Annotated in this window: 26 protein-coding genes; 8 read left to right on the forward strand and 18 right to left on the reverse strand. The window is 64.2% G+C overall.

Annotated elements, in window-relative coordinates; genetic code table 11:
• Positions 1-2: 2 nt before the first annotated feature.
• The 7 genes from fghA to H2040_RS03845 form a co-directional block, all read right to left on the reverse strand.
• Entirely contained in the window at positions 3-830 is an 828-nt protein-coding gene (gene fghA / locus H2040_RS03815) for an S-formylglutathione hydrolase (RefSeq protein WP_022698610.1), read from the reverse strand.
• A 41-nt stretch (positions 831-871) separates the two neighbouring features.
• Positions 872-1,321, reverse strand: coding sequence for a YaiI/YqxD family protein (locus H2040_RS03820; RefSeq protein WP_287154603.1), 450 nt, complete (start codon positions 1,319-1,321; stop codon positions 872-874).
• A 13-nt stretch (positions 1,322-1,334) separates the two neighbouring features.
• On the reverse strand, positions 1,335-3,215 hold the full coding sequence (locus H2040_RS03825) for a CocE/NonD family hydrolase (RefSeq protein ID WP_287154605.1): 1,881 nt from the start codon (positions 3,213-3,215) through the stop codon (positions 1,335-1,337).
• 94 nt (positions 3,216-3,309) lie between these two features.
• A complete protein-coding gene (locus H2040_RS03830) occupies positions 3,310-4,419 on the reverse strand; it encodes an S-(hydroxymethyl)glutathione dehydrogenase/class III alcohol dehydrogenase (RefSeq protein WP_022698607.1) in 1,110 nt (369 codons plus the stop codon).
• A 51-nt stretch (positions 4,420-4,470) separates the two neighbouring features.
• Entirely contained in the window at positions 4,471-4,860 is a 390-nt protein-coding gene (locus H2040_RS03835) for a DUF2237 family protein (protein ID WP_022698606.1), read from the reverse strand.
• Positions 4,860-5,162, reverse strand: a complete 303-nt coding sequence (locus tag H2040_RS03840; RefSeq protein ID WP_287154609.1) for a GNAT family N-acetyltransferase — start codon at positions 5,160-5,162, stop codon at positions 4,860-4,862. Before H2040_RS03840 ends, H2040_RS03835 begins: the two co-directional genes overlap by 1 nt.
• Complete coding sequence (locus H2040_RS03845) at positions 5,159-5,452, reverse strand: GNAT family N-acetyltransferase (protein ID WP_287154611.1); 294 nt, start codon at positions 5,450-5,452, stop codon at positions 5,159-5,161. Before H2040_RS03845 ends, H2040_RS03840 begins: the two co-directional genes overlap by 4 nt.
• 201 nt (positions 5,453-5,653) lie before the next feature.
• On the opposite strand from H2040_RS03845, the gene H2040_RS03850 reads away from it, so the two are divergent.
• On the forward strand, positions 5,654-6,406 hold the full coding sequence (locus H2040_RS03850; RefSeq protein WP_022698603.1) for an SDR family NAD(P)-dependent oxidoreductase: 753 nt from the start codon (positions 5,654-5,656) through the stop codon (positions 6,404-6,406).
• Between the two features lie 6 nt (positions 6,407-6,412).
• Here the strand turns inward: H2040_RS03850 and H2040_RS03855 are convergent, their stop codons facing one another.
• From H2040_RS03855 to H2040_RS03865, 3 genes are read right to left on the reverse strand one after another with little or no spacing between them, the layout of a single operon-like run.
• On the reverse strand, positions 6,413-7,186 hold the full coding sequence (locus H2040_RS03855; RefSeq protein WP_287154615.1) for an enoyl-CoA hydratase: 774 nt from the start codon (positions 7,184-7,186) through the stop codon (positions 6,413-6,415).
• Positions 7,186-7,632 carry a MarR family winged helix-turn-helix transcriptional regulator gene (locus tag H2040_RS03860; protein ID WP_287154617.1) on the reverse strand — a complete coding sequence of 149 codons (447 nt, stop codon included), beginning with the start codon at positions 7,630-7,632 and terminating at the stop codon, positions 7,186-7,188. Before H2040_RS03860 ends, H2040_RS03855 begins: the two co-directional genes overlap by 1 nt.
• 51 nt (positions 7,633-7,683) lie before the next feature.
• Positions 7,684-8,376 carry a class I SAM-dependent methyltransferase gene (locus H2040_RS03865; protein ID WP_287154619.1) on the reverse strand — a complete coding sequence of 231 codons (693 nt, stop codon included), beginning with the start codon at positions 8,374-8,376 and terminating at the stop codon, positions 7,684-7,686.
• Here H2040_RS03865 and H2040_RS03870 point away from each other — a divergent pair.
• On the forward strand, positions 8,375-9,016 hold the full coding sequence (locus H2040_RS03870; RefSeq protein ID WP_287154621.1) for a glutathione S-transferase family protein: 642 nt from the start codon (positions 8,375-8,377) through the stop codon (positions 9,014-9,016). The genes H2040_RS03865 and H2040_RS03870 overlap by 2 nt on opposite strands.
• Before the next feature lie 2 nt (positions 9,017-9,018).
• Here the strand turns inward: H2040_RS03870 and msrB are convergent, their stop codons facing one another.
• On the reverse strand, positions 9,019-9,516 hold the full coding sequence (gene msrB / locus H2040_RS03875) for a peptide-methionine (R)-S-oxide reductase MsrB (RefSeq protein ID WP_287154623.1): 498 nt from the start codon (positions 9,514-9,516) through the stop codon (positions 9,019-9,021).
• Between the two features lie 165 nt (positions 9,517-9,681).
• Between msrB and wrbA the strand changes: the two genes are divergently transcribed.
• The gene (gene wrbA, locus H2040_RS03880) at positions 9,682-10,287 is read left to right on the forward strand and encodes an NAD(P)H:quinone oxidoreductase (protein WP_022698597.1); all 606 of its coding nucleotides are present in this window, start codon (positions 9,682-9,684) and stop codon (positions 10,285-10,287) included.
• Here the strand turns inward: wrbA and H2040_RS03885 are convergent.
• The 5 genes from H2040_RS03885 to H2040_RS03905 all read right to left on the reverse strand — a co-directional run bounded on the left by H2040_RS03885 (position 10,284) and on the right by H2040_RS03905 (position 15,341).
• The gene (locus tag H2040_RS03885) at positions 10,284-10,916 is read right to left on the reverse strand and encodes a DNA-3-methyladenine glycosylase family protein (RefSeq protein ID WP_287154626.1); all 633 of its coding nucleotides are present in this window, start codon (positions 10,914-10,916) and stop codon (positions 10,284-10,286) included. The two genes, wrbA and H2040_RS03885, sit on opposite strands and share 4 nt — an antisense overlap.
• Positions 10,913-12,367, reverse strand: coding sequence for a M16 family metallopeptidase (locus H2040_RS03890; RefSeq protein ID WP_287154628.1), 1,455 nt, complete (start codon positions 12,365-12,367; stop codon positions 10,913-10,915). The genes H2040_RS03885 and H2040_RS03890 overlap by 4 nt, the downstream gene beginning before the upstream one ends.
• A gap of 12 nt (positions 12,368-12,379) precedes the next feature.
• Positions 12,380-13,813 (reverse strand): M16 family metallopeptidase, encoded by a 1,434-nt coding sequence (locus tag H2040_RS03895; RefSeq protein ID WP_287154630.1) that lies wholly within the window; start codon positions 13,811-13,813, stop codon positions 12,380-12,382.
• 143 nt (positions 13,814-13,956) lie between these two features.
• Positions 13,957-14,895, reverse strand: a complete 939-nt coding sequence (ubiA, locus tag H2040_RS03900; protein ID WP_287154632.1) for a 4-hydroxybenzoate octaprenyltransferase — start codon at positions 14,893-14,895, stop codon at positions 13,957-13,959.
• 119 nt (positions 14,896-15,014) lie between these two features.
• Positions 15,015-15,341 (reverse strand): hypothetical protein, encoded by a 327-nt coding sequence (locus H2040_RS03905; protein ID WP_022698592.1) that lies wholly within the window; start codon positions 15,339-15,341, stop codon positions 15,015-15,017.
• Between the two features lie 186 nt (positions 15,342-15,527).
• On the opposite strand from H2040_RS03905, the gene H2040_RS03910 reads away from it, so the two are divergent.
• The 3 genes from H2040_RS03910 (at position 15,528) to H2040_RS03920 (ending at position 16,564) form a co-directional block, all read left to right on the forward strand.
• Positions 15,528-15,722 carry a (2Fe-2S)-binding protein gene (locus tag H2040_RS03910; protein ID WP_161624626.1) on the forward strand — a complete coding sequence of 65 codons (195 nt, stop codon included), beginning with the start codon at positions 15,528-15,530 and terminating at the stop codon, positions 15,720-15,722.
• 46 nt (positions 15,723-15,768) lie between these two features.
• Positions 15,769-16,248: a bacterioferritin gene (bfr, locus tag H2040_RS03915; RefSeq protein WP_022698590.1), complete on the forward strand. Its 480-nt coding sequence runs from the start codon at positions 15,769-15,771 to the stop codon at positions 16,246-16,248.
• A 118-nt stretch (positions 16,249-16,366) separates the two neighbouring features.
• A complete protein-coding gene (locus H2040_RS03920) occupies positions 16,367-16,564 on the forward strand; it encodes a hypothetical protein (RefSeq protein ID WP_287154636.1) in 198 nt (65 codons plus the stop codon).
• A gap of 13 nt (positions 16,565-16,577) precedes the next feature.
• Here H2040_RS03920 and H2040_RS03925 read toward each other — a convergent pair whose 3' ends face one another.
• Both H2040_RS03925 and H2040_RS03930 read right to left on the reverse strand, forming a co-directional pair.
• Complete coding sequence (locus tag H2040_RS03925; protein WP_353844786.1) at positions 16,578-17,549, reverse strand: alpha/beta fold hydrolase; 972 nt, start codon at positions 17,547-17,549, stop codon at positions 16,578-16,580.
• A gap of 59 nt (positions 17,550-17,608) precedes the next feature.
• Positions 17,609-18,973, reverse strand: a complete 1,365-nt coding sequence (locus H2040_RS03930; RefSeq protein ID WP_287154641.1) for an NAD-dependent succinate-semialdehyde dehydrogenase — start codon at positions 18,971-18,973, stop codon at positions 17,609-17,611.
• 63 nt (positions 18,974-19,036) lie between these two features.
• Between H2040_RS03930 and H2040_RS03935 the strand changes: the two genes are divergently transcribed.
• Complete coding sequence (locus H2040_RS03935) at positions 19,037-19,765, forward strand: 16S rRNA (uracil(1498)-N(3))-methyltransferase (RefSeq protein WP_287154643.1); 729 nt, start codon at positions 19,037-19,039, stop codon at positions 19,763-19,765.
• A gap of 76 nt (positions 19,766-19,841) precedes the next feature.
• Positions 19,842-21,206: a glutamate--cysteine ligase gene (locus H2040_RS03940; protein ID WP_287154645.1), complete on the forward strand. Its 1,365-nt coding sequence runs from the start codon at positions 19,842-19,844 to the stop codon at positions 21,204-21,206.
• The last annotated feature ends 54 nt before the right edge of the window (positions 21,207-21,260 follow it).

Here is a 21,260-nt window from a genome sequence, read left to right on the forward strand (position 1 = left end):
GCCTAATCCAGCGCTCTTGCGTGCCATTCCAGATGATCGTCGATGAAGGTCGAGATGAAGTAGTAGGAGTGGTCGTAGCCGGGCTGGCGGCGCAGGCTGAGGCTCTGGCCGGTTTCGCGGGCTGCGGCCTCGAAGATTTCCGGCTTCAGATGTTCTTCCAGGAATTCGTCGTCCTCGCCCTGATCGATCAGGATGTGGGCGTCTGACGTGCGGCCGGACTGGATCAGGGCCGTGGCGTCCCATTCCGCCCACGCTTTCTCGTCGCCGCCGAGATAACCGCCGAGCGCCTTCTGGCCCCAGGGAACCTGGCTGGGCGCGACGATGGGAGAGAAGGCGCTGCAGGTGCGGAACAGGTCCGGCTGGCGGAAATGATGGACCAGCGCGCCGTGCCCGCCCATGGAGTGGCCGAAAATGCCGGCGCGCATCTTGTCGACGGGGAAGTTGGAGAAGATGAAGTCCGGCAGTTCCTCGGCGATATAGGTTCCCATCTTGTAGTGTTTGGCCCAGGGATCCTCGGTCGCGTCGAGATAGAAGCCTGCGCCCTTGCCGAAATCATAAGTGTCCTGGTCGGCGACATCGTCGCCGCGCGGGGAGGTGTCGGGCGCGACGATCACCATGCCGAGATCGGCGGCCTTGCCCTGCGCGCCGGCCTTGGTGATGAAATTCTGCTCCGTGCAGGTCAGGCCGGAGAGCCAGAACAGGACCGGGAACGGGCCGTCGCCCGGCGGGGTATAGACGCCGAACCGCATGGGACAGGAGAGGGCGTCGGACTGATGCTCGAACACGGCCTGCTCGCCGCCGAAGCATTTGTTCTCGCTGATCGTCTCCATGTCGTCTCCTGTGTGGATTGGTGGTCTGCTCGAAGGTCAGTCTAACGGCTGCGGCGGATGGCCTGAACCACCCGCTCCATGCCGTCGAGGAAGGAGGAACGGTCGCGCGGGGAAAAGGGTTTCCCGCCGCCGCCCATCTGTCCCGCCTCACGCAGGGAGGCCATGAGGTCCCGCGTGGCCAGCGCGGCGCCGATATTGTCCGGCGTGAACGCCTCGCCCCGGTGATTGATGGCCCGCGCCCCCGCCTCCAGACAGCGATGGGCCAGGGGGATGTCGCCGGTGACGCAGAGATCGCCCGGCGCGATGCGCTCCGCGATCCAGTCATCGGCGGCGTCGGCGCCCTCGGGCACGATCACCAGCTCCACCAGCGGATGATCCATGCGCCGCAGGCCGCCATCGCACACCATCAGGACCGGCGCGCCGTGGCGCTCGGCCACGCGCACCGTCTCGTCCTTCACCGGGCAGGCGTCGGCGTCGACATAGATTTTCAAGCGCGCAATCCCGTCATTGAACGACCGGCAGTTCAATCCATGAGGCGTGTTCGGCGCCGTGATGAACCGTGTTGGCCGCGCGCACGCCTTCGCTCTCATTATAATTTTCGCCGCCGGTATTCAGGTTGCGGACGAATTTCGGGAAGTTGGAGGAGGTGACCTCCACCCGGATACGGTGGCCCGGCTGGAATTCCACGCTGGTCGTCATGGGGGTGAGGTCCAGCGTGTAGACCTCGCCGTCCTGCATCATGACTTCGGTATCATAGCCCTCGCGGTAGCGGGCGCGCATGATGGTGTCGTCGATGATCCAGGCCGTGCCATCGGGCGCCACATCGACCAGCTTGACCGCGAAATCGGTATCCGGCGCGTCGGAGGAGACCGCCAGCACCGCGTCCACGAAGCCGGTGACCTGCATCGGTTCGGTCAGCGGCTCGCTGGTATAGACCAGCACGTCCTCGCGCGCCTCGACCGGGCGCTGGTCGAAGGCGCCGGGGGTCACGATGCCGCCATTGCAGCAATCGCCGCCGCCAATGGTGAGGACCGGAATCATCGGGTCATAGATGAAGCTGTCGGACCCGTCGCCGGCGGGCGCTTCCCGCATCAGCGTTCCGTCGCCATAGAGGCTGTTCGCGCCTTCGTCGCTCTGCAGATAGAGGCGGACGGGTTCGGCCTCTTGCGGCGGCCAGACCTCCGCGCTCTGCCATTTATTCAGGCCCATCGTGTAGTAGCGGACATGCGGGGTGTCGGCGGCGAAGGCGGTCTCGTCGCCCTTCAGCCACTTGCCGAACCAGGCGAAGATTTCTTCGGTCGTGTCGAAGCTGGTGTCGCCCACATTGCGCGCGCCGACGACCGTGTCGGGGCCAAGGTCAAAGAACTGGCAGTGCGGGGTGGGGGCGATGACGGCGTACTGGTTTTCCCGCGCCTCTGCGTCGGAGGCGTTTTCGCGGACGTGATTGAACAGCGCCATGTTCGGGCCGATGGAGACATCGTACCAGCTATTGAACCACAGGGCCGGGACGCCCCAGTCCTCGTTGTCGTGATAGAGGCCGCCCTCGAACCAGTCCTGATCGTCCGGCTTGCGCTGGATGAATGCGTCGAAGGTGGCCGGCGGCTCCCCCAGGCCCGACAGCATGTCGGACACGGGCAGGTGCGAGATGCGGGTTTTCCAGTCGACTTCGGGCTTGGAGGCGGCGAGGTCGTTATATTCGCCGATGCGGGCGCGCGTGGCCGGGTCGAGACCGGAGGGGAGCTGGGCGCGCAGCGGATTGTCGACATTATAGAGCCAGACGAAGAACAGGCTGCGGGGCACGCCGCCCGTGTACCAGTTGCCCTGTTCCTGAAACTCGCCGACGCGGCCGATCCCGGCGCCGGAGGCCATGGGCACCATGGCGGCGTGGGCCGGGTGATCCTGCGCGGCCAGCGCCAGCTGCCACTCGGCCGATGAGGAACAGCCCAGCGTGCCGACCTTGCCGTTGGACCAGTCCTGATCCTCGATCCAGTCCAGCGCGTCATAGCCGTCGGTGCGCGGATAGCCGAGAATCTCGAACTCGCCTTCGGAGAAATAGCGTCCGCGCTCGTTCTGGACGACGAAGGCGTAGCCGCGATTGACCGACTCCGCGGCGAAACGCAGGCGTCCGCCCGACAGCTCGTTATAATTATACGGGGTGCGCCAGAAGACGGTGGGCAGCGGGCCTTCGGCGCCTTTCGGGCGGTAGATGTCTGTGGAGAGGCCCACGCCGTCGCGCATCGGGACGAGAACTTTCTTCTCCACGTCCGCCTCTTCGGCGAGCATCGCGCGCAGCGCGTCCTCGCTGTATTTCGAGAAATCCTCCGCATTCGCGGCGGCGCCGGCCGCGGCCAGAGCAAAGCCCGCCAGTATCAGGCGCTTGAGCATAAACTGTCTCCCCGTCTTCATGACGGGGCGGATAGTGACGCGTGCGGCGGGCCGGGTAAACGCCCGCTCCGCCGCACCCGTTCAATACAGCGTCCTAGTACTCGATGACCGAGCGGATGCTGTCGCCGTCATGCATCAGGTCGAACGCCTTGTTGATGTCGTCCAGCGGCATCTTGTGGGTGATCATGTCGTCGATATTGATGCGGCCTTCCATATACATGTCGACGATCTTCGGGACGTCCGTGCGGCCCCTGGCGCCGCCAAAGGCCGATCCCTTCCAGACGCGGCCCGTGACAAGCTGGAACGGGCGGGTGGAGATTTCCTGGCCCGCGCCCGCGACGCCGATGATGATGGACTGGCCCCAGCCCTTGTGGGCGCATTCCAGCGCCTGGCGCATGACATTCACATTGCCGATGCACTCAAAGCTGTAATCGGCACCGCCGCCGGTCAGCTCCACCAGATGGCCGACAAGATCGCCGTCCACCTCGTTCGGATTGACGAAATCGGTCATGCCGAACTTCTCGGCGATGGCGCGTTTTTCGGGGTTCAGGTCGACGCCGACAATCTGCCGCGCGCCGATCATCTTCAGGCCCTGAATAACATTCAGGCCGATGCCGCCGAGGCCGAACACCACGGCCGTGCAGTTGGGCTCCGCCTTGGCGGTGAAGACCACCGCGCCGATGCCGGTGGTGACGCCGCAGCCGATGTAACAGACCTTGTCGAAGGGCGCGTCATTGCGGATCCGCGCCAGCGAGATTTCCGGCAGGACGGTGTGATTGGCGAAGGTGGACGTGCCCATGTAATGGCGGATCGTCTCGCCCTTGTAGGAGAAGCGGGAAGTGCCGTCCGGCATCACGCCCTGGCCCTGTGTGGAGCGCACGGCCTGACAGAGATTGGTCTTTGGGTTCAGGCAATATTCGCATTCCCGGCACTCCGCGGTGTAGAGCGGGATGACATGATCGCCCGGTTTCAGGGAGGTCACGCCCGGGCCGACCTCCTGCACCACGCCCGCGCCCTCATGGCCGAGGATGGCCGGGAAGGCGCCTTCGGGATCGTCGCCCGACAGGGTGAAGGCGTCGGTGTGGCAGACGCCCGTCGCCTTGATCTCCACCAGCACTTCGCCGGCTTTGGGGCCTTCCAGATCCACTTCGTCGATGACCAGCGGCTCTCCGGCTTTCATGGCGATTGCGGCGCGGGTTTTCATGGGCGTCTCCTCTTTGAAATGACTGTCGGTCTAATGGCGTTAAATCGGGATCTAGTGGGCGCGGCCATCAATGGCGTGCGCCTTCAGCTGTTCCAGCGTGACCACAGATAACGTGGCTTCATGGGTTGCGGCCAGCACCACGCGCGGCGCTTTTCCAGCCTCATAGGCGTCTTTCCAGCGCGCCGCGCACAGGCACCAGCGGTCGCCGTCCTTCAGGCCGGGAAATTCGAATTCCGGACGCGGCGTGGACAGGTCATTCCCCTGCGCCTTCGAGAATTCCAGGAAATCATCGGTCAGTTCGGCGCAGACCGTGTGAACGCCCCGGTCCATCGGGCCGGTATTGCAACAGCCGTCGCGAAAAAAGCCGGTAAGTGGATCGTGGCTGCAATCATCCAGCGGGCCGCCCAGAACATTGCGGGCCTTGGTCTGTTGGCGGTCCATCAGTTCAGAACGTCCTGCAATTCCTCGTGCTTTTCGATCGTCGCCTTGGCGAACGGGCAGAGCGGAATGATCTTCACGCCTTCCTTGCGCGCGTCCTCGACCCCGCGGCGGACCAGCTTTTCGCCCACGCCCATGCCGCGCATCGCGGTGGGGACGCCGGTGTGGTCAATGATGATGCGGCTGGTCCCGGCCCGGGAATAGGTCATTTCCGCCGTCTCGGCGATGCCCTCGACGCGGGCCACGTAGCGGCCCTTGGACTCGCCATCCTCGCGCGTGATGGTTACGGCGGTGTCGCTGCTCACGCCAGAAGCTCCCTGTGTTCTGGATGGTCCTCGAACCAGCGGGCGGCGTAGGAGCAGACCGGATCGACTTTCCAGCCCTCCGCGCGGGCGTCCCGGACGGCGCGCGCCACAAGGCGGTCCGCCAGGCCCTGGCCGCGCAGCTCCGGCGGCGTATAGGTGTGATCGATGACCATGACATTCTCTTTCAGCCTGTAGGTCAGTTCGGCCTCGGCGCCTTCGACCTGCAGGCCGTAGCGGCCGCTTGCGCCGCTGCGGTCATGGCGGATGGAATCATCGGGCGTGTCGAGCATCACGGATTTCCGCTCCAGACTGATGAGGGGATTTCATAACAGTTTCGCCGCGCGCCGTCGCGTGCGCTCTTTGGGTGACAGTGCGGCATTCTTGCGCATGCGCGGTCTGGTTGCGTTTGACTTTTCGCGGCGCGGCCTATCATAGGTTAATCGAATTCATTCGGTGGCCTGCGGTTCCGCAGGCGGCGGCATACAAGAAACATGATTGATCTGAAGAACAAGACGGTGCTGATCACCGGCGCGTCCCGCGGCGTGGGCGCGGCGGCGGCGGAATCCTGCATGAAGGCCGGCGCGCGCGTGCTGATGCATTACGGACGCGACCGCAAGGCGGCGGAGGCCGTGGCCGAGAAGATCGGCGCGAAGAAAAGCGATCTGATCGAGGCGGATCTGAACGTGCCGGAACATCCGGCGGCGGTCTGGGCGGCGGCGCTGGACCGGGCGCACCGCATCGATGTGCTGGTCAATAATGCCGGCATCTTTCAGGCGACGCCGGTGGACGGGTCGGACCTGGAATGGGTCGAGGGCTGGCGGCGGACGCTGCAGGTGAATCTGCTGGCGCCGGCGCATCTGTGCCGGGCGGCCTGCGCGCATTTCTCCGGCCAGGGCGGGGGCATTATCATCAATGTCGCCAGCCGCGCCGGGCAGCGGGGCGACGATATCGACCATTCCGCCTATGCCGCGTCCAAGGGCGGCCTTCTGGCCCTGACCAAGACGATCGCGCGGGGCAGCGGCCACAAGAACGTGCTGGCCTACGGCATCGCGCCGGGCTGGATCGAGACCCGCATGGGGCCGCAGGACATCGAGGCGCGCGCCAACGCGATCAAGGACATCCCGCTGGGCCGCGTGGCGAGCCCGGAAGAGATTGGCGATTTGATCGCCTATCTCTCCACCGGAACCGTCCCCTCCATGACCGGGGCGACGATCGACGTGAACGGGGCGTCCTACGTCCGCTAGTCAGGGTTAGCCGAACTTCGAGAAATCCGGCTCGCGGCGCTCGAAGAACGCGCCGGCGGCTTCCTTGAACTCGTCCGAGCCGAGGCGTTCATTGAACAGCTTGCCTTCGCGCTGCATGCGCGCGGCCAGATCCTCCGCCGGGGCGCGCAGCAGCGTCTTGGCGTCGGCGACCGCGCCGGGGGCGAGTTTCGCCAGCTTGCGGCAGCGGGCCGTCGCCTGCTCGATCAACTCCTCATCGGCGAAGACCCGGGCGACCAGTCCGGCGCGCTCGGCTTCCTCGGCCGACAGTTTTTCGCCCAGCAGCAGCATCTCGGCCGCCTTCGCGCAGCCCATGACGGCCGGCATGGTGATGGAGGAGGCGAATTCCGGCGCCAGCGCCAGCTTCACGAACGGGGTGGAGAAGGTCGCCATGCGGGAGGCGTAGACCAGATCGCAATGCAGCAGCATGGTCACGCCAATGCCCACCGACAGGCCGCCCACCGCGGCGACGACCGGCTTTTTCGCTTCCATCAGCGCGGTCATGAAACGCTCGACCGGGGAGGGGCCGTCCTCGGAGAAGGGCGGGTGTTCCAGAAAGTCGTTGAGATCGTTGCCGGCGGTGAAGGAATCGCCCTCTCCCGCGAACAGGACGACGCGGATTTCGGGGTCGTTCTGCGCGCCGTTCAGCGCGTTGGCGGCGGCGTCATACATCTCGCGCGTCAGGGCGTTCTTCTTGTCGGTGCGGGAAAAGGCGATGGTGCGCACGCCTTCGGCGTCAGAGATTTTCACGTATTCGGTCATTAGAGTTTCCCTTCGTAATCGCCGCGCGCAAGGCCGGTCAGGAAACGATAGACCGTTTCCATCTCTGCGTCCGTGAAGCCGTGCGCGATGGCGTCGTTAAATATCTTCAGTTCGTCGGCGACCGCGCCGGACAGGCCCCGCCCCTTTTCGGTCAGGTAGACGCGGCTGGCGCGGGCGTCGTCCTTCTCCGCCCCGCGGCGGACCAGGCCCGATTTCGCCATGCGGTCCACCAGCCCGGTGGCCGCCGGCGCGCCGAGGCCGATCCCGACCGCCAGATCGCCGATGCGGCAGCCGTCATGCCGGTTGAGAAAGAACAGCGCGCCGCCTTGCGAGACCGTCAGCCCGATAGAGGATTTCAGGTGATTATTGGCGTCGCGGAAGACGCGCGTATGGGCGCGTTCGAGAAGCAGGAAAAGGCGACGGTCAACGGCGCGGGCGATAGCCATGGCACGGAATCTAGCATGTTATATTTTGTATGTGAATAATAATTGGCGGTTTTAGCGGTAACGCCACACCCGGGTGCGCCTGATATCCTGATCCTGCAGGCCCTCCGACCGCCGGGCTTCGTATTGGGCCAGTTGTTCGACGCGCTGGCGCGGCAGCCGGGCGCGGCCCGGATCGCCGATGAAAACCTGACAGCCTTGCGCGGCGCAATCCGATAGCCAGCCGCCGATCGCCCCGGCCGTGTCGTCATAGAAAATATCACCCGCCAGAATGACATCCCATTCGCAGGGCGCGCCGACAAGGTCGCCCAGGCGCCCCTCAATGTCCTCCCCGTTGAGGCCTGCATTCAGGGCGATGGCGTCGATGGCGTAGGCGTCCAGTTCGCTGGCCGTCACCCGCGCGCCGGCGCGCGCTGCCGCGATGCCGGTTACGCCGCAACCTGACGCGAAATCCAGAATATTTCGTTTATGAAATAAATCGGGATGGTCCAGTACGTAGCGCGCCAGCGCCTGCCCGCCGGCCCATGCAAACGCCCAGAAAGGCGGCGGCAGTCCGGCGGCCTCCAGTGATTCTTCCGAATGACGCCAGATGCTGAAGCCGGGATGGGCCAGATACAGGCGAAGCTCGGGAGCCAGAGGCGGCGACTGGATGCGGGTGACCGAGCGGATGAAAGCTTGGCGGGCGGCCGGATTTGCGTGATCAATGGGGCCCAGCGCAGCCGGTTCGTCCGAGAAGGAATCGCTCATGTTCACGACCCTACGCCTGACCATAGGCGATAAACACCTTTCATCCTGGTCGCTGCGGCCGTGGCTGGTGATGAAGACGTTCGGCCTGCCGTTCGAGGAAGATTCGATCAGGCTGGACCGACCCGACACCGCCGATGAGATCGCCAGGCGGTCGGAGGCCGGCAAGGTGCCGGTTCTGAGGGCGGGCGACCTGACCGTCTGGGACTCGCTGGCGATCATCGAATATCTGGCCGAGGCGTTTCCCGATCAGGCGGTGTGGCCGGCGGACCCCGCGGCGCGGGCCGTGGCGCGCAGCGTGTCGGCGGAAATGCATTCCGGGTTCGGCGCGTTGCGCAGGCTCTGGCCCATGAAGTTTGCGGATCTGGATATAGGCGGGGAGATCACGCCGGATCTGGAAGCGGATCTGAACCGGATTGACGCCATCTGGCGCAATTGCCGCCGGGATCATGGCGCGGACGGCCCGTTCCTGTTCGGCGCCTTTTCCGCCGCGGACGCAATGTATGCGCCCGTCGTGTCCCGGTTCATGACCTATCGCGGCAGGATCGGCGACAAGGTTCTGGACGCCTATTGCCAGACCATCTGGGCCCTGCCCGGCATGCGGGAATGGAGCGAAGGCGCGCGGACGGAGCGCGCCTTCTAGGCTCAAGCCGGGATAAATTTCAGGGCGACGCCGTTATTGCAGTAGCGCAGCCCCGTGGGCACGTCCGGCCAGTCATCGAAGACATGGCCCTGATGCCCCAGACAGCGCGCGCAATGATATTCGCGCCGGGGCGTCCACAGGCGAAGATCCGTCTTTTCGCCCAGCGCGCCTTCGATGAAGGTGTAGAAGCTGGGCCAGCCCGTGCCGGAATCGAATTTCCATTCGGACTTGAAAAGCTCCAGCTCACAGCCCGCGCAGACAAACACGCCTTCGCGTTTCTCGTCGTTCAGCGGGCTGGTGAAGGCGCGTTCCGTGCCTTCCTTGCGAAGCACCTTGTAGGCCAGCGGATCAAGGCGCTCTTTCCACGCATCGGCGGAAAGGTCGCGCCATTCGGAGTCCTTGAAAGCGTCCTCCGGATCGGAGGCGGCTTTCGCGCAGCCGGGAATGGCAAGGCCGGAGACCAGCCCGCCAATCACCAGGTTTCGTCGTGTCGTTTTCATGGCTTGCAATATAGGGCGGGCGCGGACGATGTCCGTTCACAAGGCCATCACGATCGGGTTCCGGTTTTCGTGAAGCTGCGGGGCGCGCGCCGGGCGCACTTGAAAATTGTTTGGCGAACATCAATTCACATTCCTGAAGAATGACAATCGATGGAGTCCCGGACAATGACGAAGCTGCTTGTGCTGTACTATTCCAGCTATGGCCATATCGAAACCATGGCCAAGGCCATAGCCGAGGGCGCGCAAGGCGTTGATGGCGTTCAGGTCGATATCCGCCGCGTCCCCGAAACCGCCCCGGAAGCGGTTGTGAAGAATGCCGGTTTCAAGACCGACCAGGATGCGCCGGTTATCGAAGGCCCGGATGCGCTGGGCGATTATGACGGCGTGGTGATCGGCGTGCCGACGCGATACGGGAATATGTGTTCGCAGATGCAGGCCTTCTGGGACCAGACGGGGCCGCTCTGGCAGAAGGGCGCGCTGATCGGCAAGGCGGGCGGGGCTTTCACCTCGACCGCGTCCCAGCATGGCGGGCAGGAAACAACGTTGCGCGCGGTGCAGACGATGCAGCTGCATCACGGCATGGCGGTGATCGGCGTGCCCTATAGCTGCACCGGTCTGGTGGGCGTTGACGAGGTTTCGGGCGGCACGCCCTATGGCGCTTCCACCATCGCGGACGGCGACGGCAGCCGGCAGCCCTCGGATAACGAGCTGGGCATCGCCCGCTTCCAGGGCGAGCATTTCGCGAAAATGGCGAAAAAGCTGGCGGCCTAGGCCTTGCCGGTCGCGGCGGGGTCCGGCGTGTCGGCGGCGCGCCAGAGATAGAGCGCGGCATAGCTGCGCCACGGGCTGAAGGCCTCGCCAATTTCGCCGAGCTGTTTGGGGCTGGGGGCGTCCTCCAGCCCCGCCGCTTTCCGCCAGCCCTGCCGCACGCCCAGATCGCCGGTCGGCCAGATATCGGGCCGGGCGAGCGTGAAGAGCAGGAACATCTGCGCCGTCCATTCGCCAATCCCGCGCACCGCCGTCAGGCGCTGGATGACCTCATCGCCATCCATGCTCTCGCAGAGCCGGCGCTCAGGCACCTCGCCAGCGTCGGTTTTCCGCGCCAGATCGATCAGGGCCAGCGCCTTGTTGCGAGACAGCCCGGCGCTGCGCAGGTGCTCGATATCGGCTTTGGCCAGAATGGCGGGCGGCGGCGGACCTTCGCCGCCATACAGGGCGGCGAAACGGCCATAGATCGTGGCGGCGGCCTTTCCCGAAAGCTGCTGATAGACGATGTGCCGGGACAGCGCCTCATATGGCGTGTCGGACTTTGCCTCCAGCGTAAGCACGCCGTGTTGTTCGATCAGCGTGCTGAAAGCGGGATGGGCGCGGGCCAGGCTGTCGGCGGCCTCCTTGCTCACTGCGCGTCCTGTTCGTTCTCCACCGGGGCGCCGGTCTCGTCACGAATGTCGAAGGTTGCGCCGGAAAGCCGGGGCAGGGATTCCAGCTGCGGCTTGATGGCGTCCAGATCGCCCACCACGACAAGGATCATGTTGTCCAGTTGCAGGCGCTGCGCGGCGGTCTGGCGCATGTCTTCGGCGGAGACGTCCAGAACGCGGGGGACATAATCCTCCAGCCAGTCGCCGGGCAGATCGTGGAAATCGGTGAAGGCGATCTGGTCGATCAGGCCCCAGGGGGAGGCGTTCTTCAGCACGAAAATGCCGGCCATATAGTTACGCGTGCGCTCGGCCTCGTCCTTCGGCGGAGCCTCCGCGCCAAGACGCTCTATTTCCTTGAAGACCTCCCCGAGCGCGGCCCCGGTCACGTCGGTCGTGACGTCGGCGCGGAAGCGCCAGTAGCCGTCCTGATAGTTGTACAGGATCTGCGAGGTGGGGGAGTAGGTATAGCCCTTGTCCTCGCGGATATTCTGGGTGATGCGCGAGGAGAAAGACCCGCCGAGCAGGGCATTGGTCACTTCCAGCGGAATGGCGTCTTCATTCTCCGGTCCGAAGACGGGCAAACCCAGATATATGGTGGATTGCGGCGCGCTGGCGCGCGGCACCAGAATGACTTCCGGACCCATGCGCGGATCGGGCGGGGCGACCAGCGGCGCCGGGCCTTCGCGCCAGTCTCCGAAGCTCTCGCGTATTGCCGCTTCCGCGGCGTCGCGGTCGAACCGGCCGGCGATATAGATATGGGTGCGCTCCGCGCCAAAATTCTGCTCGTAATAGGCGCGCACGTCGTCAATCTCGTAGGAGCGCAATTGAGCCTCTGTCGGGAAGACGCGGCCATAGGGGTGATCGCCGTATAGCGCGCCAAGAAAGGCGGAGGCGGCCTGCCCGCGTGGCTGGCTGAGCGCGACGGAGAGATTGCGGATGAAGTTGGCCTTCACGCGCTCCATATCGTCTTCGGGCAGGGCGGGGCGCTGGATCACGTCGCCCATCAGGGCGATGGCGTCCGGCGCGTGGCCGGAGAGGACGGCCATGTCGAACGCGGTGACGTGGGGGTCGACGCCGACCTCCAGATCGCCGCCCATTTCGGCGGCCGCGATGGCGATTTCCTCGCCCGTCCGTTCGCCCGCGCCTTCACTCATCAGCTCCGCGGCGATATCGGCCAGCCAGGTATTCTCGCCCTCATTGACATTGCCGGTGCGGATGCGCGCGCTGATCGTGGCTTTTGGCGCCAGGCCGAACGGGATGAAGGTGATTTTCAGGCCGTTATCCAGCTCGACCGTGTCGATCTCGGGCAAATCGAAATTCTTCGGCTCGCCGGCTTTTGGCCGTTCGGCCAGCCAGTCGCCGTCATTGCCGCCGGTTTGCGCGCCGGCAGGCAGCGCGATGAGCAGGGCGAAAAGCGTGATGAGGCGTGCCATGATCGTCCGCTCCTATTGCTGATCCTGTGCCGCGCCCGGCTCTATCCGCAGGACGGTGCGGTTGCCGGGGCGCAGATATTCTTCGGCGGTTTCCAGCATCAGGGCCGGGGTGACATTGTCGAAGCCGCCTTCGATGCGGTTGATCCGGGCCGGGTCGTCGTCGAACAGGGCGAACGAGGCCAGCAAATCGACCAGGCCGAAACGGGTGGGCGAGTCCACCACGCCGTAGAATTCCGACAGCAGCTTGGTTCTGGCGCGCGCCAGTTCCGCTTCTGTTACCGGCTCGGTCCGCAGGCCTTCGACCACGCCATCCACCGTGGTCATGATTTCCTCCGGCGTGAATTCCTCGCCATGGATCATGGCGGCGGTCCACAGCATCGGCCCGTCATAATTGAACATATTGCCCAGCAGATTGATGCCGCCCTCGACGCCGGAGGCGTAGCCCTTGTCCTTCACCAGAGCCTGATAGAGCCGGCTGTCCTCGCCCTGGATCAGGATCTGGTCCAGCAGCGCCATGGCGTAATATTCGTCCGTGCCGCGTTCGGGCATGTGATAGGCGAAGGCCAGCGCCGGCCGCGGCGCCAGCGGATCGGTCTTGGCGGCGGTTTTCTCTTCTTCCTGACGCGGTTCGGAGATGTCGGGCAGGGTTATGGCGTCGCCCTGCGGGATAGGACCGAAATATTTTTCGACCCATCTGGTTGCTTTCGCGGGGTCGAAATCGCCCGCGATCACCAGCACGGCGTTGTTCGGGGCGTAATATCTGTCGTGGAAGTCGCGCGCATCTTCCAGCGTGGCGGCCTCCAGATCGTCCAGCGCACCATAGAAATTATGCGCGTTATACCAGTTCTCATTGGCGTATTGCGGCATGTCGAGCCACGGAAAACCGCCATAGGGCTGGTTCAGGACGTTTACCTTGACCTCATTGGCCACGACGCCTTGCTGGTTCGCCAGCTTTTCCTGAGTGATGTCGGGGAAGGCCATGCGGTCGGCCTCGATCCACAGCACAGGTTCGAGCGCGCTGGAGGGAACCACCTCGAAATAATTGGTGAAATCGAAGCGCGTGGAGCCGTTATTCACGCCCCCCGAACCATTGATGAGCTTGTCGAACTCGCCCTTTTCGGCATGGCGCGAGCCCTGAAACATCAAATGCTCGAACAAATGCGCAAAGCCGGTGCGGTCGCGCGGCTCGATCCTGAAGCCGATGCCGTAATAGACGCCCACCGTGACGGTGGGGATGGTCGAATCCGGGGCCATGACAACGCGCAGGCCGTTATCCAGCGTCTGGTAGCTGACATCGATGCGGATGCCGGATTCAGCACTATCGTCCGGCGCCGCCGTTTCCGGCGGATCCTGCGCGTCCTCGCGCCCGGAATCGTCCGGGCCGCAAGCGGCGAGAAGGGAAAAGGCGGCGATGGCCGCAAAAATTCTTATAGACACCCTGGTCATCTCAATCCCCCCACGCATTTCAAGCCCCGCCGCGATTGCAGTCCGCGCGGGCCGTTCCGTCAAGAGCGCGAAACGCTCCGTGAAGCCAGTTTCACCCGGCGGACAGAAGGCGGACATTCGCAGGACATATATCGCGCGCCGGATCAGGCCAGAAGGAACAACTGTACGCTGGCATAGCCGGCGGCCAGCAGCAGGCCCGCCTCCCGGTTCGATTTGAACAGGCCCAGACAAAGCGCCCCGTCATCGGGGCGGAAGCGCGCGGCCTGCCAGCCCAGATGGGCCGCGAAGGGCAGGGCCGCCAGCGCGGCAATCCATGAAAGACCGGCCGCGTAGCCCGCCGCCGCCGCGGCGATCGCGCAGACGGCATAGAAAGCGGCGACCCAGAGCGGCGCATGGGCGCCGAACAGGCGGGCCGTGGATTTCACCCCGACCAGCGCATCGTCTTCCTTGTCCTGACAGGCATAGATCGTGTCATAGCCGAGCGTCCAGAACACAAGGCCCGCATAGAGGATCAGTCCCGGCGCGCCGAGTGTTCCCGATGCGGCGGCAAAGCCGACCAGCGCCGCCCAGTTGAAGGTCAGGCCCAGCCAGGCCTGCGGCCACCAGGTCAGGCGCTTCATGAACGGATAGCCCGCGACCAGCGGGATGGAGCCAAGCGCCACGATCTGCGCCGGCAGGGGGAGCAGCAAGAGGACCGCCAGCCCGGCCAGACACTGGGCCAGCAGGAAAGCCCAGGCGGCGCGCAGCGTGACCGTCCCGGCCGCCAGCGGACGGTCGGCGGTGCGGGCGACCTGCGCGTCCAGGTCACGGTCCACGATGTCATTATAGGTGCAGCCCGCGCCGCGCATGGCGACCGCGCCAAGGGCGATCAGCAGGGCCCAGAGAAGATCCGCCGCGCCATAGCCCCGGCCGATCCCGGCCAGCGCGATCCCGGCCCAGCCGGGCAGGCCTAGCAGCCAGAAACCGGCGGGACGGTCATAACGCGCCAGCCGCAGATAGGGACGGATGGCGCGCGGGGCGCGGTCGACCCAGCTTTGCGGCAGGCTGTCCTGTACGCGGCGGTCTTCGGAGCGCGTGATCATGGGAACCCGGAATAAGGACAAGGCGCGGTCCCGCCAAGGCGTCCGCGGCGCCTGGAAATGAAAACGGCCCCGTCTTCATGTGAAAACGGGACCGTCATTTCAATGTTGCAGCGGGCGCGTCAGGCGGCGCTGGCGCCCGGCGTCAGCCGCTCCACGGTTGTCTTGACGATTATCATGACGGACGCGGCGGCCAGAACCACGCCATAGCTGGACAGGATCGCGGTCAGATACTGGCCGAGTTCCGGAATCGGACCCAGCGCGCCGGCGCCGCCGGCGATCAGGAAGATGGCGGCGACCAGAACGCCCCGGCGGTGTTCAAGTGAAACGAACCATCCGCCGGCGAGTCCCAGAATAACCAGGATCAGGCCTGCGTATTCGAATGTTACGAATGCAAAGATGATTGCGGCAAGAACGGCGACCGCCCAGATAATTTTAGCCAAAGACATGCTTTGCCTCCCCATTTTTTTATCACCCGCGAATCGATTTCTTCGCGTGGCGCGCGAATACGCTAAGTCCAACATGACGAAACGATCAAGCTTTTATTAAACGGAGTGCGCGGGCCGCCGGCCAGGGCCGGGGGCGTTTCACAGATGTGGTTGACAATCATTCGCATTTGCATGAAAGATACGGCCATGATCGTTTGTCTCTGTAACCGTCTGAACGACAAGAGCGTGCGTCAGGCCATCCAGACCGGCGCGCAAAAGGCCGAGGACGTCCATGCCAGCTGCGGCGTGGAAGTCAGCTGTGGCGGCTGCCTGAACCATATCGAGGGCATGCTGCGCGAGATCGAGACGGGCGATACGCTGCGCGAGACTGTCGCGGCCTGAAGATTGGCGTCTGGCCATGATCGCCGGCGGCGATTAGCATGCCTGCATGCAAGGCGATTCCAAAGTTATCCAGTATCTCAATGACGCGCTGACGCACGAGCTCACCGCGATCAACCAGTATTTCCTTCATTCCCGCATGCTCGGGAACTGGGGCATCTCCGTCCTGGCCAAGAAGGAGTACGAAGAATCGATCGATGAGATGAAGCATGCCGATACGCTCATCGAACGGGTCCTGTTCCTGGACGGGCTTCCCAATCTTCAGCGCCTGAACAAGCTGAAAATTGGCGAGGATGTCCTGGAAATCCTGGAATGCGACCTTGAGCTGGAGAAAGAGGCGCTGATCCTTTATCGCGACGCGGTGGAGCATTGCGAGGGCGTCCGAGACTATGGCAGCCGCGATCTGTTCGCCGATATCCTGCGCTCCGAAGAAGACCATGTCGATTATCTGGAAACCCAGATCGAACTGATCGGCCGCATCGGCATCGAGCGGTACATCCTGCTTCAGTCCGAGCCGAACGAGACCTGAAGCTTCCTTTGTCCACAGCATGTGGATTAACGCTTACTGCAATCAAGTCGCTGATATAGAAGCGGTTTAACCTGTCATTAAGGTTAATATCCCCAGTCTGGCCACAGGGGAGGGCAGAATGCTCGAAGGACCCGCTATAAGCCGGACAGACTCAGACAATACCCAGTTTCGCGCCGTTGGCCGGCGTCTCGCCTCGCGTTACGCGCCATCCCTGCTGGAGCAGCCGGATGCGGCGCTGGAGGCCTTGATCCGTGAGATCGAGAGCCGCGACGCGGCGAACGACCATGAACCGCCGACCGGCAAGAAAGCGGTCTAGACGGCGCCCGTTTCTAGTCCGCCGGGGCGGGCCATGATTCCAGTTCGTCCAGCAAGCGCGCATTAAATCGCTCCGGCGCCTGGATATGAGGCGAGTGAGCGAGATCGGGGAATTCGATCAGGCGGGCTTGCGGAATACGGCCCGCCGCGTCCTCGCCCAGAACCGAATAATCGCCAAGGCGTGACTTTACGGCCTCTGGCGACCAGCCCTTGCCGATGGCGGTATTATCCTTCTCTCCGATAAAGAGCAGCGTGGGAGCCGTGATGGTTTCCAGCTCGTGGATCACGGGCTGGGTGAAGACCATGTCGGTGGTCCTCGCCTGGCTCCAGGCGACGATATCGCTCTCATCGCCGCGATACATTCCGGCCAGCATATCCACCCAGCGGTCATACTCGTCCCGCCATTCGCCGGCGTAATAGGTTGATTTCTGATAGGCTTTAATGCCCTCGGCGCTGGTCTGCTTCTGGCTTTCGAACCAGGCGTCGACGCCCAGATAGGGCACGCCTTCCGCCTTCCAGTCCTCCAGCCCGATCGGATTGACCAGAACCAGACCGGCGGTCGAATCCGGAAACTGCATCGCATATCGCATGGCCAGCATGCCGCCCATGGAATGGCCCATGACGATGGCCGGACCGGCGTTCTCAGAGTCCAGCAGGGCGTGCGTGTTCGCCGCCAGCTGGTGCAGGGAATATTGATAGGCGGCGGGCTTGGAGGATTTGCAAAAGCCGATCTGGTCAGGCGCGATGACGCGATAACCGGCTTCCAGCAGCGGCCCCATCACGCCTTCCCAGGTCGCCGCACAGAAATTCTTGCCATGCAGCAGGACAACCGTCTGGCCGTTCGCCGTATCGGGCGCGACGTCCAGATAGGTCATCTGCACGTCCTCTCCCTGAGAGGAGAAATCGAACGTCCGGACGGGATAGGGGTAATCGAAGCCTTCCAGCATCGGCCCGTAGGCGGGCGGCGTCTCATCCGCCGCGGCCATGACAGGCGCGGCGGCGAACAGCAGGAGCGAGGCGAGAACGGTTTTGAGGGACGTCACGATCAGCCCGCCGCCACGGTCTTGCGATTGACGAATTCGCGGATGCCGTCCTGCGCCAGCTCCCGGCCATAGCCGGATTTCTTGACGCCGCCGAAGGGCAGGCGCGGGTCGGAGGCCGTCATGTCATTGATGAAGGTGGCGCCGGCCTGCAGGCGTTCGATCGCCTGTTCCTGCTCCGCCTCATCCTTCGTCCAGATGACCGAGGACAGGCCATAGCGGTGGTCATTGGCCAGCGCGATGGCGCGGTCCAGATTGACCGCGCGGAAGAATAGCGCGACGGGGGCGAAAATCTCGTCGTCATAGGCGGGGGAGCCGGGGGATATCTCCTCCAGAATGCCGGGCCGGTAGAACGCGCCGGGTCCGTCCATCACTTCCGCGCCCCATGTGCGCACGGCGCCAGCCTCGATGGAATCGAACACCTGGGCGTGGATATCCTCGCGCGCCTTTTCGGAGACGAGCGGGCCGATATCGGTGTCCCCGTCCATCGGGTCGCCGACTTTCAGCGCCTGAAGTTTCTCAAGGAACAGCGCCTTGTAGTCCTCATAGACATCCTCGTGCACGATGAAGCGCTTGGAAGCGATGCAGGACTGGCCATTATTGATGGTGCGCGCCTTCACGCCGATCTCGGCGGCTTTCTCCAGATCCGCGGAAGGCATGACGATGAAGGCGTCCGAACCGCCAAGCTCCAGCACGGTTTTCTTGATTTCGGCGCCGGCGGTTCCGGCGACGGCGGAGCCTGCGGGCTCGGACCCGGTCAGGGTGGCCGCCTTGATGCGGTCATCCTTCAGGACGCGCTCGACCCGGTCAGAGCCGATCAGAAGGGTGGTGAAGGCGCCGTCCTCGAAGCCGGCCTTTTTGAAAATCTCTTCGATCGCCAGTGCGCATCCGGAAACGTTAGAGGCGTGTTTCAGCACGCCGGCATTGCCCGCCATCAGGGCCGGCGCGGCAAACCGGATGACCTGCCAGAACGGGAAGTTCCACGGCATCACCGCCAGAACTGGTCCAAGCGGCAGGTGGCGCACGAAGGATTTTGATTTGTCCGCCTCGATTACCTCGTCGGCGAGGAAGCTTTCCGCATTGTCGGCGTAGAAGCGGCACGCCCAGGCGCATTTCTCAGCCTCGGCGCGGGCCGCCGTGATGGTCTTGCCCATCTCTGACGTCATCAGCTTCGCCCAGCGGTCCTTGTCCTGCTCCAGGATATCAGCCGCCTTGCGCATCTTTTCCGCGCGGCTTGCGAAATCCGTTCGCTTGAGACTGGCGCAATAGGATTCCGCCTGCGTCAGCGCCTTGTCGATATCGGCGTCCGACGTGGGCTCATAGGTCTGGATGGTTTCGCCGGTGGCGGGGTTGACCGATTTCAGGCTCATGGCGCGGACCTCTCTGAAGGGCGGAGCGTTGACGGGGCGTTCGCCCCTGATAAGACGCCAGATATGGCCGTTGTTCCACGACTTTTCATCGACGCCGCGCTGGGAAAAGGCGCGGAAATCGCGCTGGAGAAGGATCAGGCGCATTACCTGGTCAATGTCATGCGCCGCAAGGACGGCGATCCGGTGCGCGTGTTCAACGGAAAGGACGGCGAATGGCGCGCCGAGGTGGCGCAGGCGACCAAGCGCGCAGCCACGATAAAGCTGGCGGAACAGACGCGTCCGCAACACGCGCCGCCCGATCTGTGGCTGCTGTTCGCGCCGGTGAAAAAATCCCGCACCGACTTCATTGTCGAAAAGGCGACCGAGCTGGGCGCGGCGCGCATCGCGCCGGTCTTCACGCGCTATACCAACAGCGAGCGCGTGCGCATGGACCGCATGGAGGCGCTGGCGCGGGAGGCCGCCGAGCAGACCGAACGGCTGGACCTGCCCGACATCGCGGAGGCGCGGACCCTGGATCAGGCGCTGGACGGCTGGGACGCGGCGCGGCCGCTGATTTATTGCGATGAGGGCGGGGAGGTTCCGCCTATGCTGAAGGCGCTGGGCGGACTGGAGACCGGCAAACTCGCCGTTCTGATCGGGCCGGAGGGCGGGTTTTCCGAGGATGAACGGGCGCGCCTGAAATCGCTGGATTTCGTGCGGCCGGTGAGCCTTGGCCCGCGCATTCTGCGCGCCGACACCGCCGCCGCCGCGGCGCTGGCGCTGATCCAGAGCGCATGGGGCGATTGGGACTAAGTTTGCGGTTGCGCGCTTGCGAAGTCCGGAGCCGCGTCCTAACTCCCGCTATTACTCCCAAGCCGTCCGAGGCCGCATGTCCGCCAATTTCGAAAACAATCGGCCTATCGAGTCGAAATCCGACCTGATCGAGGCGCTGGCCCAGGGCGGCAAGCCTCAATCCGAATGGCGTATCGGCACAGAGCACGAGAAGTTCGGCTTCCGGCTCGCCGATCATGGCCCGCTTCACTATGAAAGCGACGGTCCCAGCGTGCGCAAGATGCTGGAGGGCATGGCGCGGTTCGACTGGGAAATTGTCGCCGAAGACGGCAAGCCTGTGGCGCTGAAACGCAATGGCGGCTCCGTCACGCTTGAGCCGGGCGGACAATTCGAGTTGTCCGGCGCGCCGCTGGAAACCCTGCACCAGACCTGCGCGGAGGTGAATCGCCACCTGAAAGAGGTGCGCACGGTCGCCGACGAGATCGGCGCGGGGTTTCTGGGGCTCGGCTTCTCGCCGAAATGGAGCCTGGAAGACACGCCGCTCATGCCCAAGGCCCGCTACAAGATCATGCGGGACTACATGCCCAGGGTCGGCGCGCTGGGCCATCAGATGATGTTCCGCTCCTGCACCGTGCAGGCCAATCTGGATTTCGCGGACGAGGCGGACATGGTGAAGAAGTTGCGCGTGGCGCTGGCGCTGCAGCCGGTCGCCACGGCGCTGTTCGCCAACTCGCCGTTCGCGGACGGCAAGCCGAACGGGTTCCTGTCCTACCGCTCCCATATCTGGACCGATACGGACGCAGCGCGCACCGGCACGCTGCCCTTTGCCTTCGAGGACGGTTTCGGGTTCGAGCAATATGTCGACTGGGCGCTGGACGCGCCGATGTATCTGGTGGTGCGCGATGGCCGGCTGATCAACGCGGCCGGGGAAAGCTTCCGCGATTTTCTGGACGGCAAGCTGCCGCAACTGCCCGGCCAGAGGCCCAATATCGGTGATTGGGAGACCCATCTTTCCACGCTGTTCCCGGAAGTGCGGCTGAAGACGTTCCTGGAAATGCGCGGCGCGGATTCCGGGCCGTGGTGCCGCCTTTGCGCCCTGCCGGCGTTCTGGGTGGGGCTTCTTTATAATTCCGCCAGTCTCGACGCGGCGTGGGATCTGGTGAAGGACTGGACGGCGGAAGAGCGCGAAACCATGCGCATGGAGGCGGCGCGCACCGCCCTGAAAACCCCGTTCCGCGGCCGCACGCTGCAGGATATCGCAAAACAGGCGCTGGATATTTCGCGCCAGGGACTGAGCCGCCGTGAGCGCCTCAACGCTCATGGCGAGAATGAGTCGCTGTTCCTGGACGAAATACAGGAAATCGCGGACAGCGGCGTGACGCCCGCCGAAACCCTGCTGGATTCCTATTACAGGGAATGGGGCGAAGACGTGGATCCGGTCTTCGAGAAGCTGGCCTATTAACTTGCCAGCCGGACTTTCCGTTCTGTTAAAAACCCCGTGAGGGATGCTTGGCGC

Source organism: Euryhalocaulis sp. (genome assembly GCF_013911995.1).
GTDB lineage: Bacteria > Pseudomonadota > Alphaproteobacteria > Caulobacterales > Maricaulaceae > Euryhalocaulis > Euryhalocaulis caribicus.

Excerpts from the sequence above, each read along its gene's own strand:
- fghA (WP_022698610.1), bottom strand. The coding sequence starts at position 830 with ATGGAGACGATCAGCGAGAACAAATGCTTCGGCGGCGAGCAGGCCGTG.
- H2040_RS03925 (WP_353844786.1), bottom strand. The coding sequence starts at position 17,549 with ATGGCCGCGGCGGATGAGACGCCGCCCGCCTACGGGCCGATGCTGGAA.
- H2040_RS03905 (WP_022698592.1), bottom strand. The coding sequence starts at position 15,341 with ATGTCTTTGGCTAAAATTATCTGGGCGGTCGCCGTTCTTGCCGCAATC.
- H2040_RS03865 (WP_287154619.1), bottom strand. The coding sequence starts at position 8,376 with ATGAGCGATTCCTTCTCGGACGAACCGGCTGCGCTGGGCCCCATTGAT.
- H2040_RS03830 (WP_022698607.1), bottom strand. The coding sequence starts at position 4,419 with ATGAAAACCCGCGCCGCAATCGCCATGAAAGCCGGAGAGCCGCTGGTC.
- H2040_RS03890 (WP_287154628.1), bottom strand. The coding sequence starts at position 12,367 with ATGGCACGCCTCATCACGCTTTTCGCCCTGCTCATCGCGCTGCCTGCC.
- H2040_RS03920 (WP_287154636.1), top strand. The coding sequence starts at position 16,367 with ATGCTCGAAGGACCCGCTATAAGCCGGACAGACTCAGACAATACCCAG.
- H2040_RS03855 (WP_287154615.1), bottom strand. The coding sequence starts at position 7,186 with ATGACCGAATACGTGAAAATCTCTGACGCCGAAGGCGTGCGCACCATC.
- bfr (WP_022698590.1), top strand. The coding sequence starts at position 15,769 with ATGCAAGGCGATTCCAAAGTTATCCAGTATCTCAATGACGCGCTGACG.
- H2040_RS03940 (WP_287154645.1), top strand. The coding sequence starts at position 19,842 with ATGTCCGCCAATTTCGAAAACAATCGGCCTATCGAGTCGAAATCCGAC.
- H2040_RS03845 (WP_287154611.1), bottom strand. The coding sequence starts at position 5,452 with ATGCTCGACACGCCCGATGATTCCATCCGCCATGACCGCAGCGGCGCA.
- H2040_RS03850 (WP_022698603.1), top strand. The coding sequence starts at position 5,654 with ATGATTGATCTGAAGAACAAGACGGTGCTGATCACCGGCGCGTCCCGC.
- H2040_RS03935 (WP_287154643.1), top strand. The coding sequence starts at position 19,037 with ATGGCCGTTGTTCCACGACTTTTCATCGACGCCGCGCTGGGAAAAGGC.
- H2040_RS03930 (WP_287154641.1), bottom strand. The coding sequence starts at position 18,973 with ATGAGCCTGAAATCGGTCAACCCCGCCACCGGCGAAACCATCCAGACC.
- H2040_RS03895 (WP_287154630.1), bottom strand. The coding sequence starts at position 13,813 with ATGACCAGGGTGTCTATAAGAATTTTTGCGGCCATCGCCGCCTTTTCC.
- H2040_RS03910 (WP_161624626.1), top strand. The coding sequence starts at position 15,528 with ATGATCGTTTGTCTCTGTAACCGTCTGAACGACAAGAGCGTGCGTCAG.
- wrbA (WP_022698597.1), top strand. The coding sequence starts at position 9,682 with ATGACGAAGCTGCTTGTGCTGTACTATTCCAGCTATGGCCATATCGAA.
- ubiA (WP_287154632.1), bottom strand. The coding sequence starts at position 14,895 with ATGATCACGCGCTCCGAAGACCGCCGCGTACAGGACAGCCTGCCGCAA.
- H2040_RS03835 (WP_022698606.1), bottom strand. The coding sequence starts at position 4,860 with ATGGACCGCCAACAGACCAAGGCCCGCAATGTTCTGGGCGGCCCGCTG.
- msrB (WP_287154623.1), bottom strand. The coding sequence starts at position 9,516 with ATGAAAACGACACGACGAAACCTGGTGATTGGCGGGCTGGTCTCCGGC.
- H2040_RS03825 (WP_287154605.1), bottom strand. The coding sequence starts at position 3,215 with ATGCTCAAGCGCCTGATACTGGCGGGCTTTGCTCTGGCCGCGGCCGGC.
- H2040_RS03860 (WP_287154617.1), bottom strand. The coding sequence starts at position 7,632 with ATGGCTATCGCCCGCGCCGTTGACCGTCGCCTTTTCCTGCTTCTCGAA.
- H2040_RS03870 (WP_287154621.1), top strand. The coding sequence starts at position 8,375 with ATGTTCACGACCCTACGCCTGACCATAGGCGATAAACACCTTTCATCC.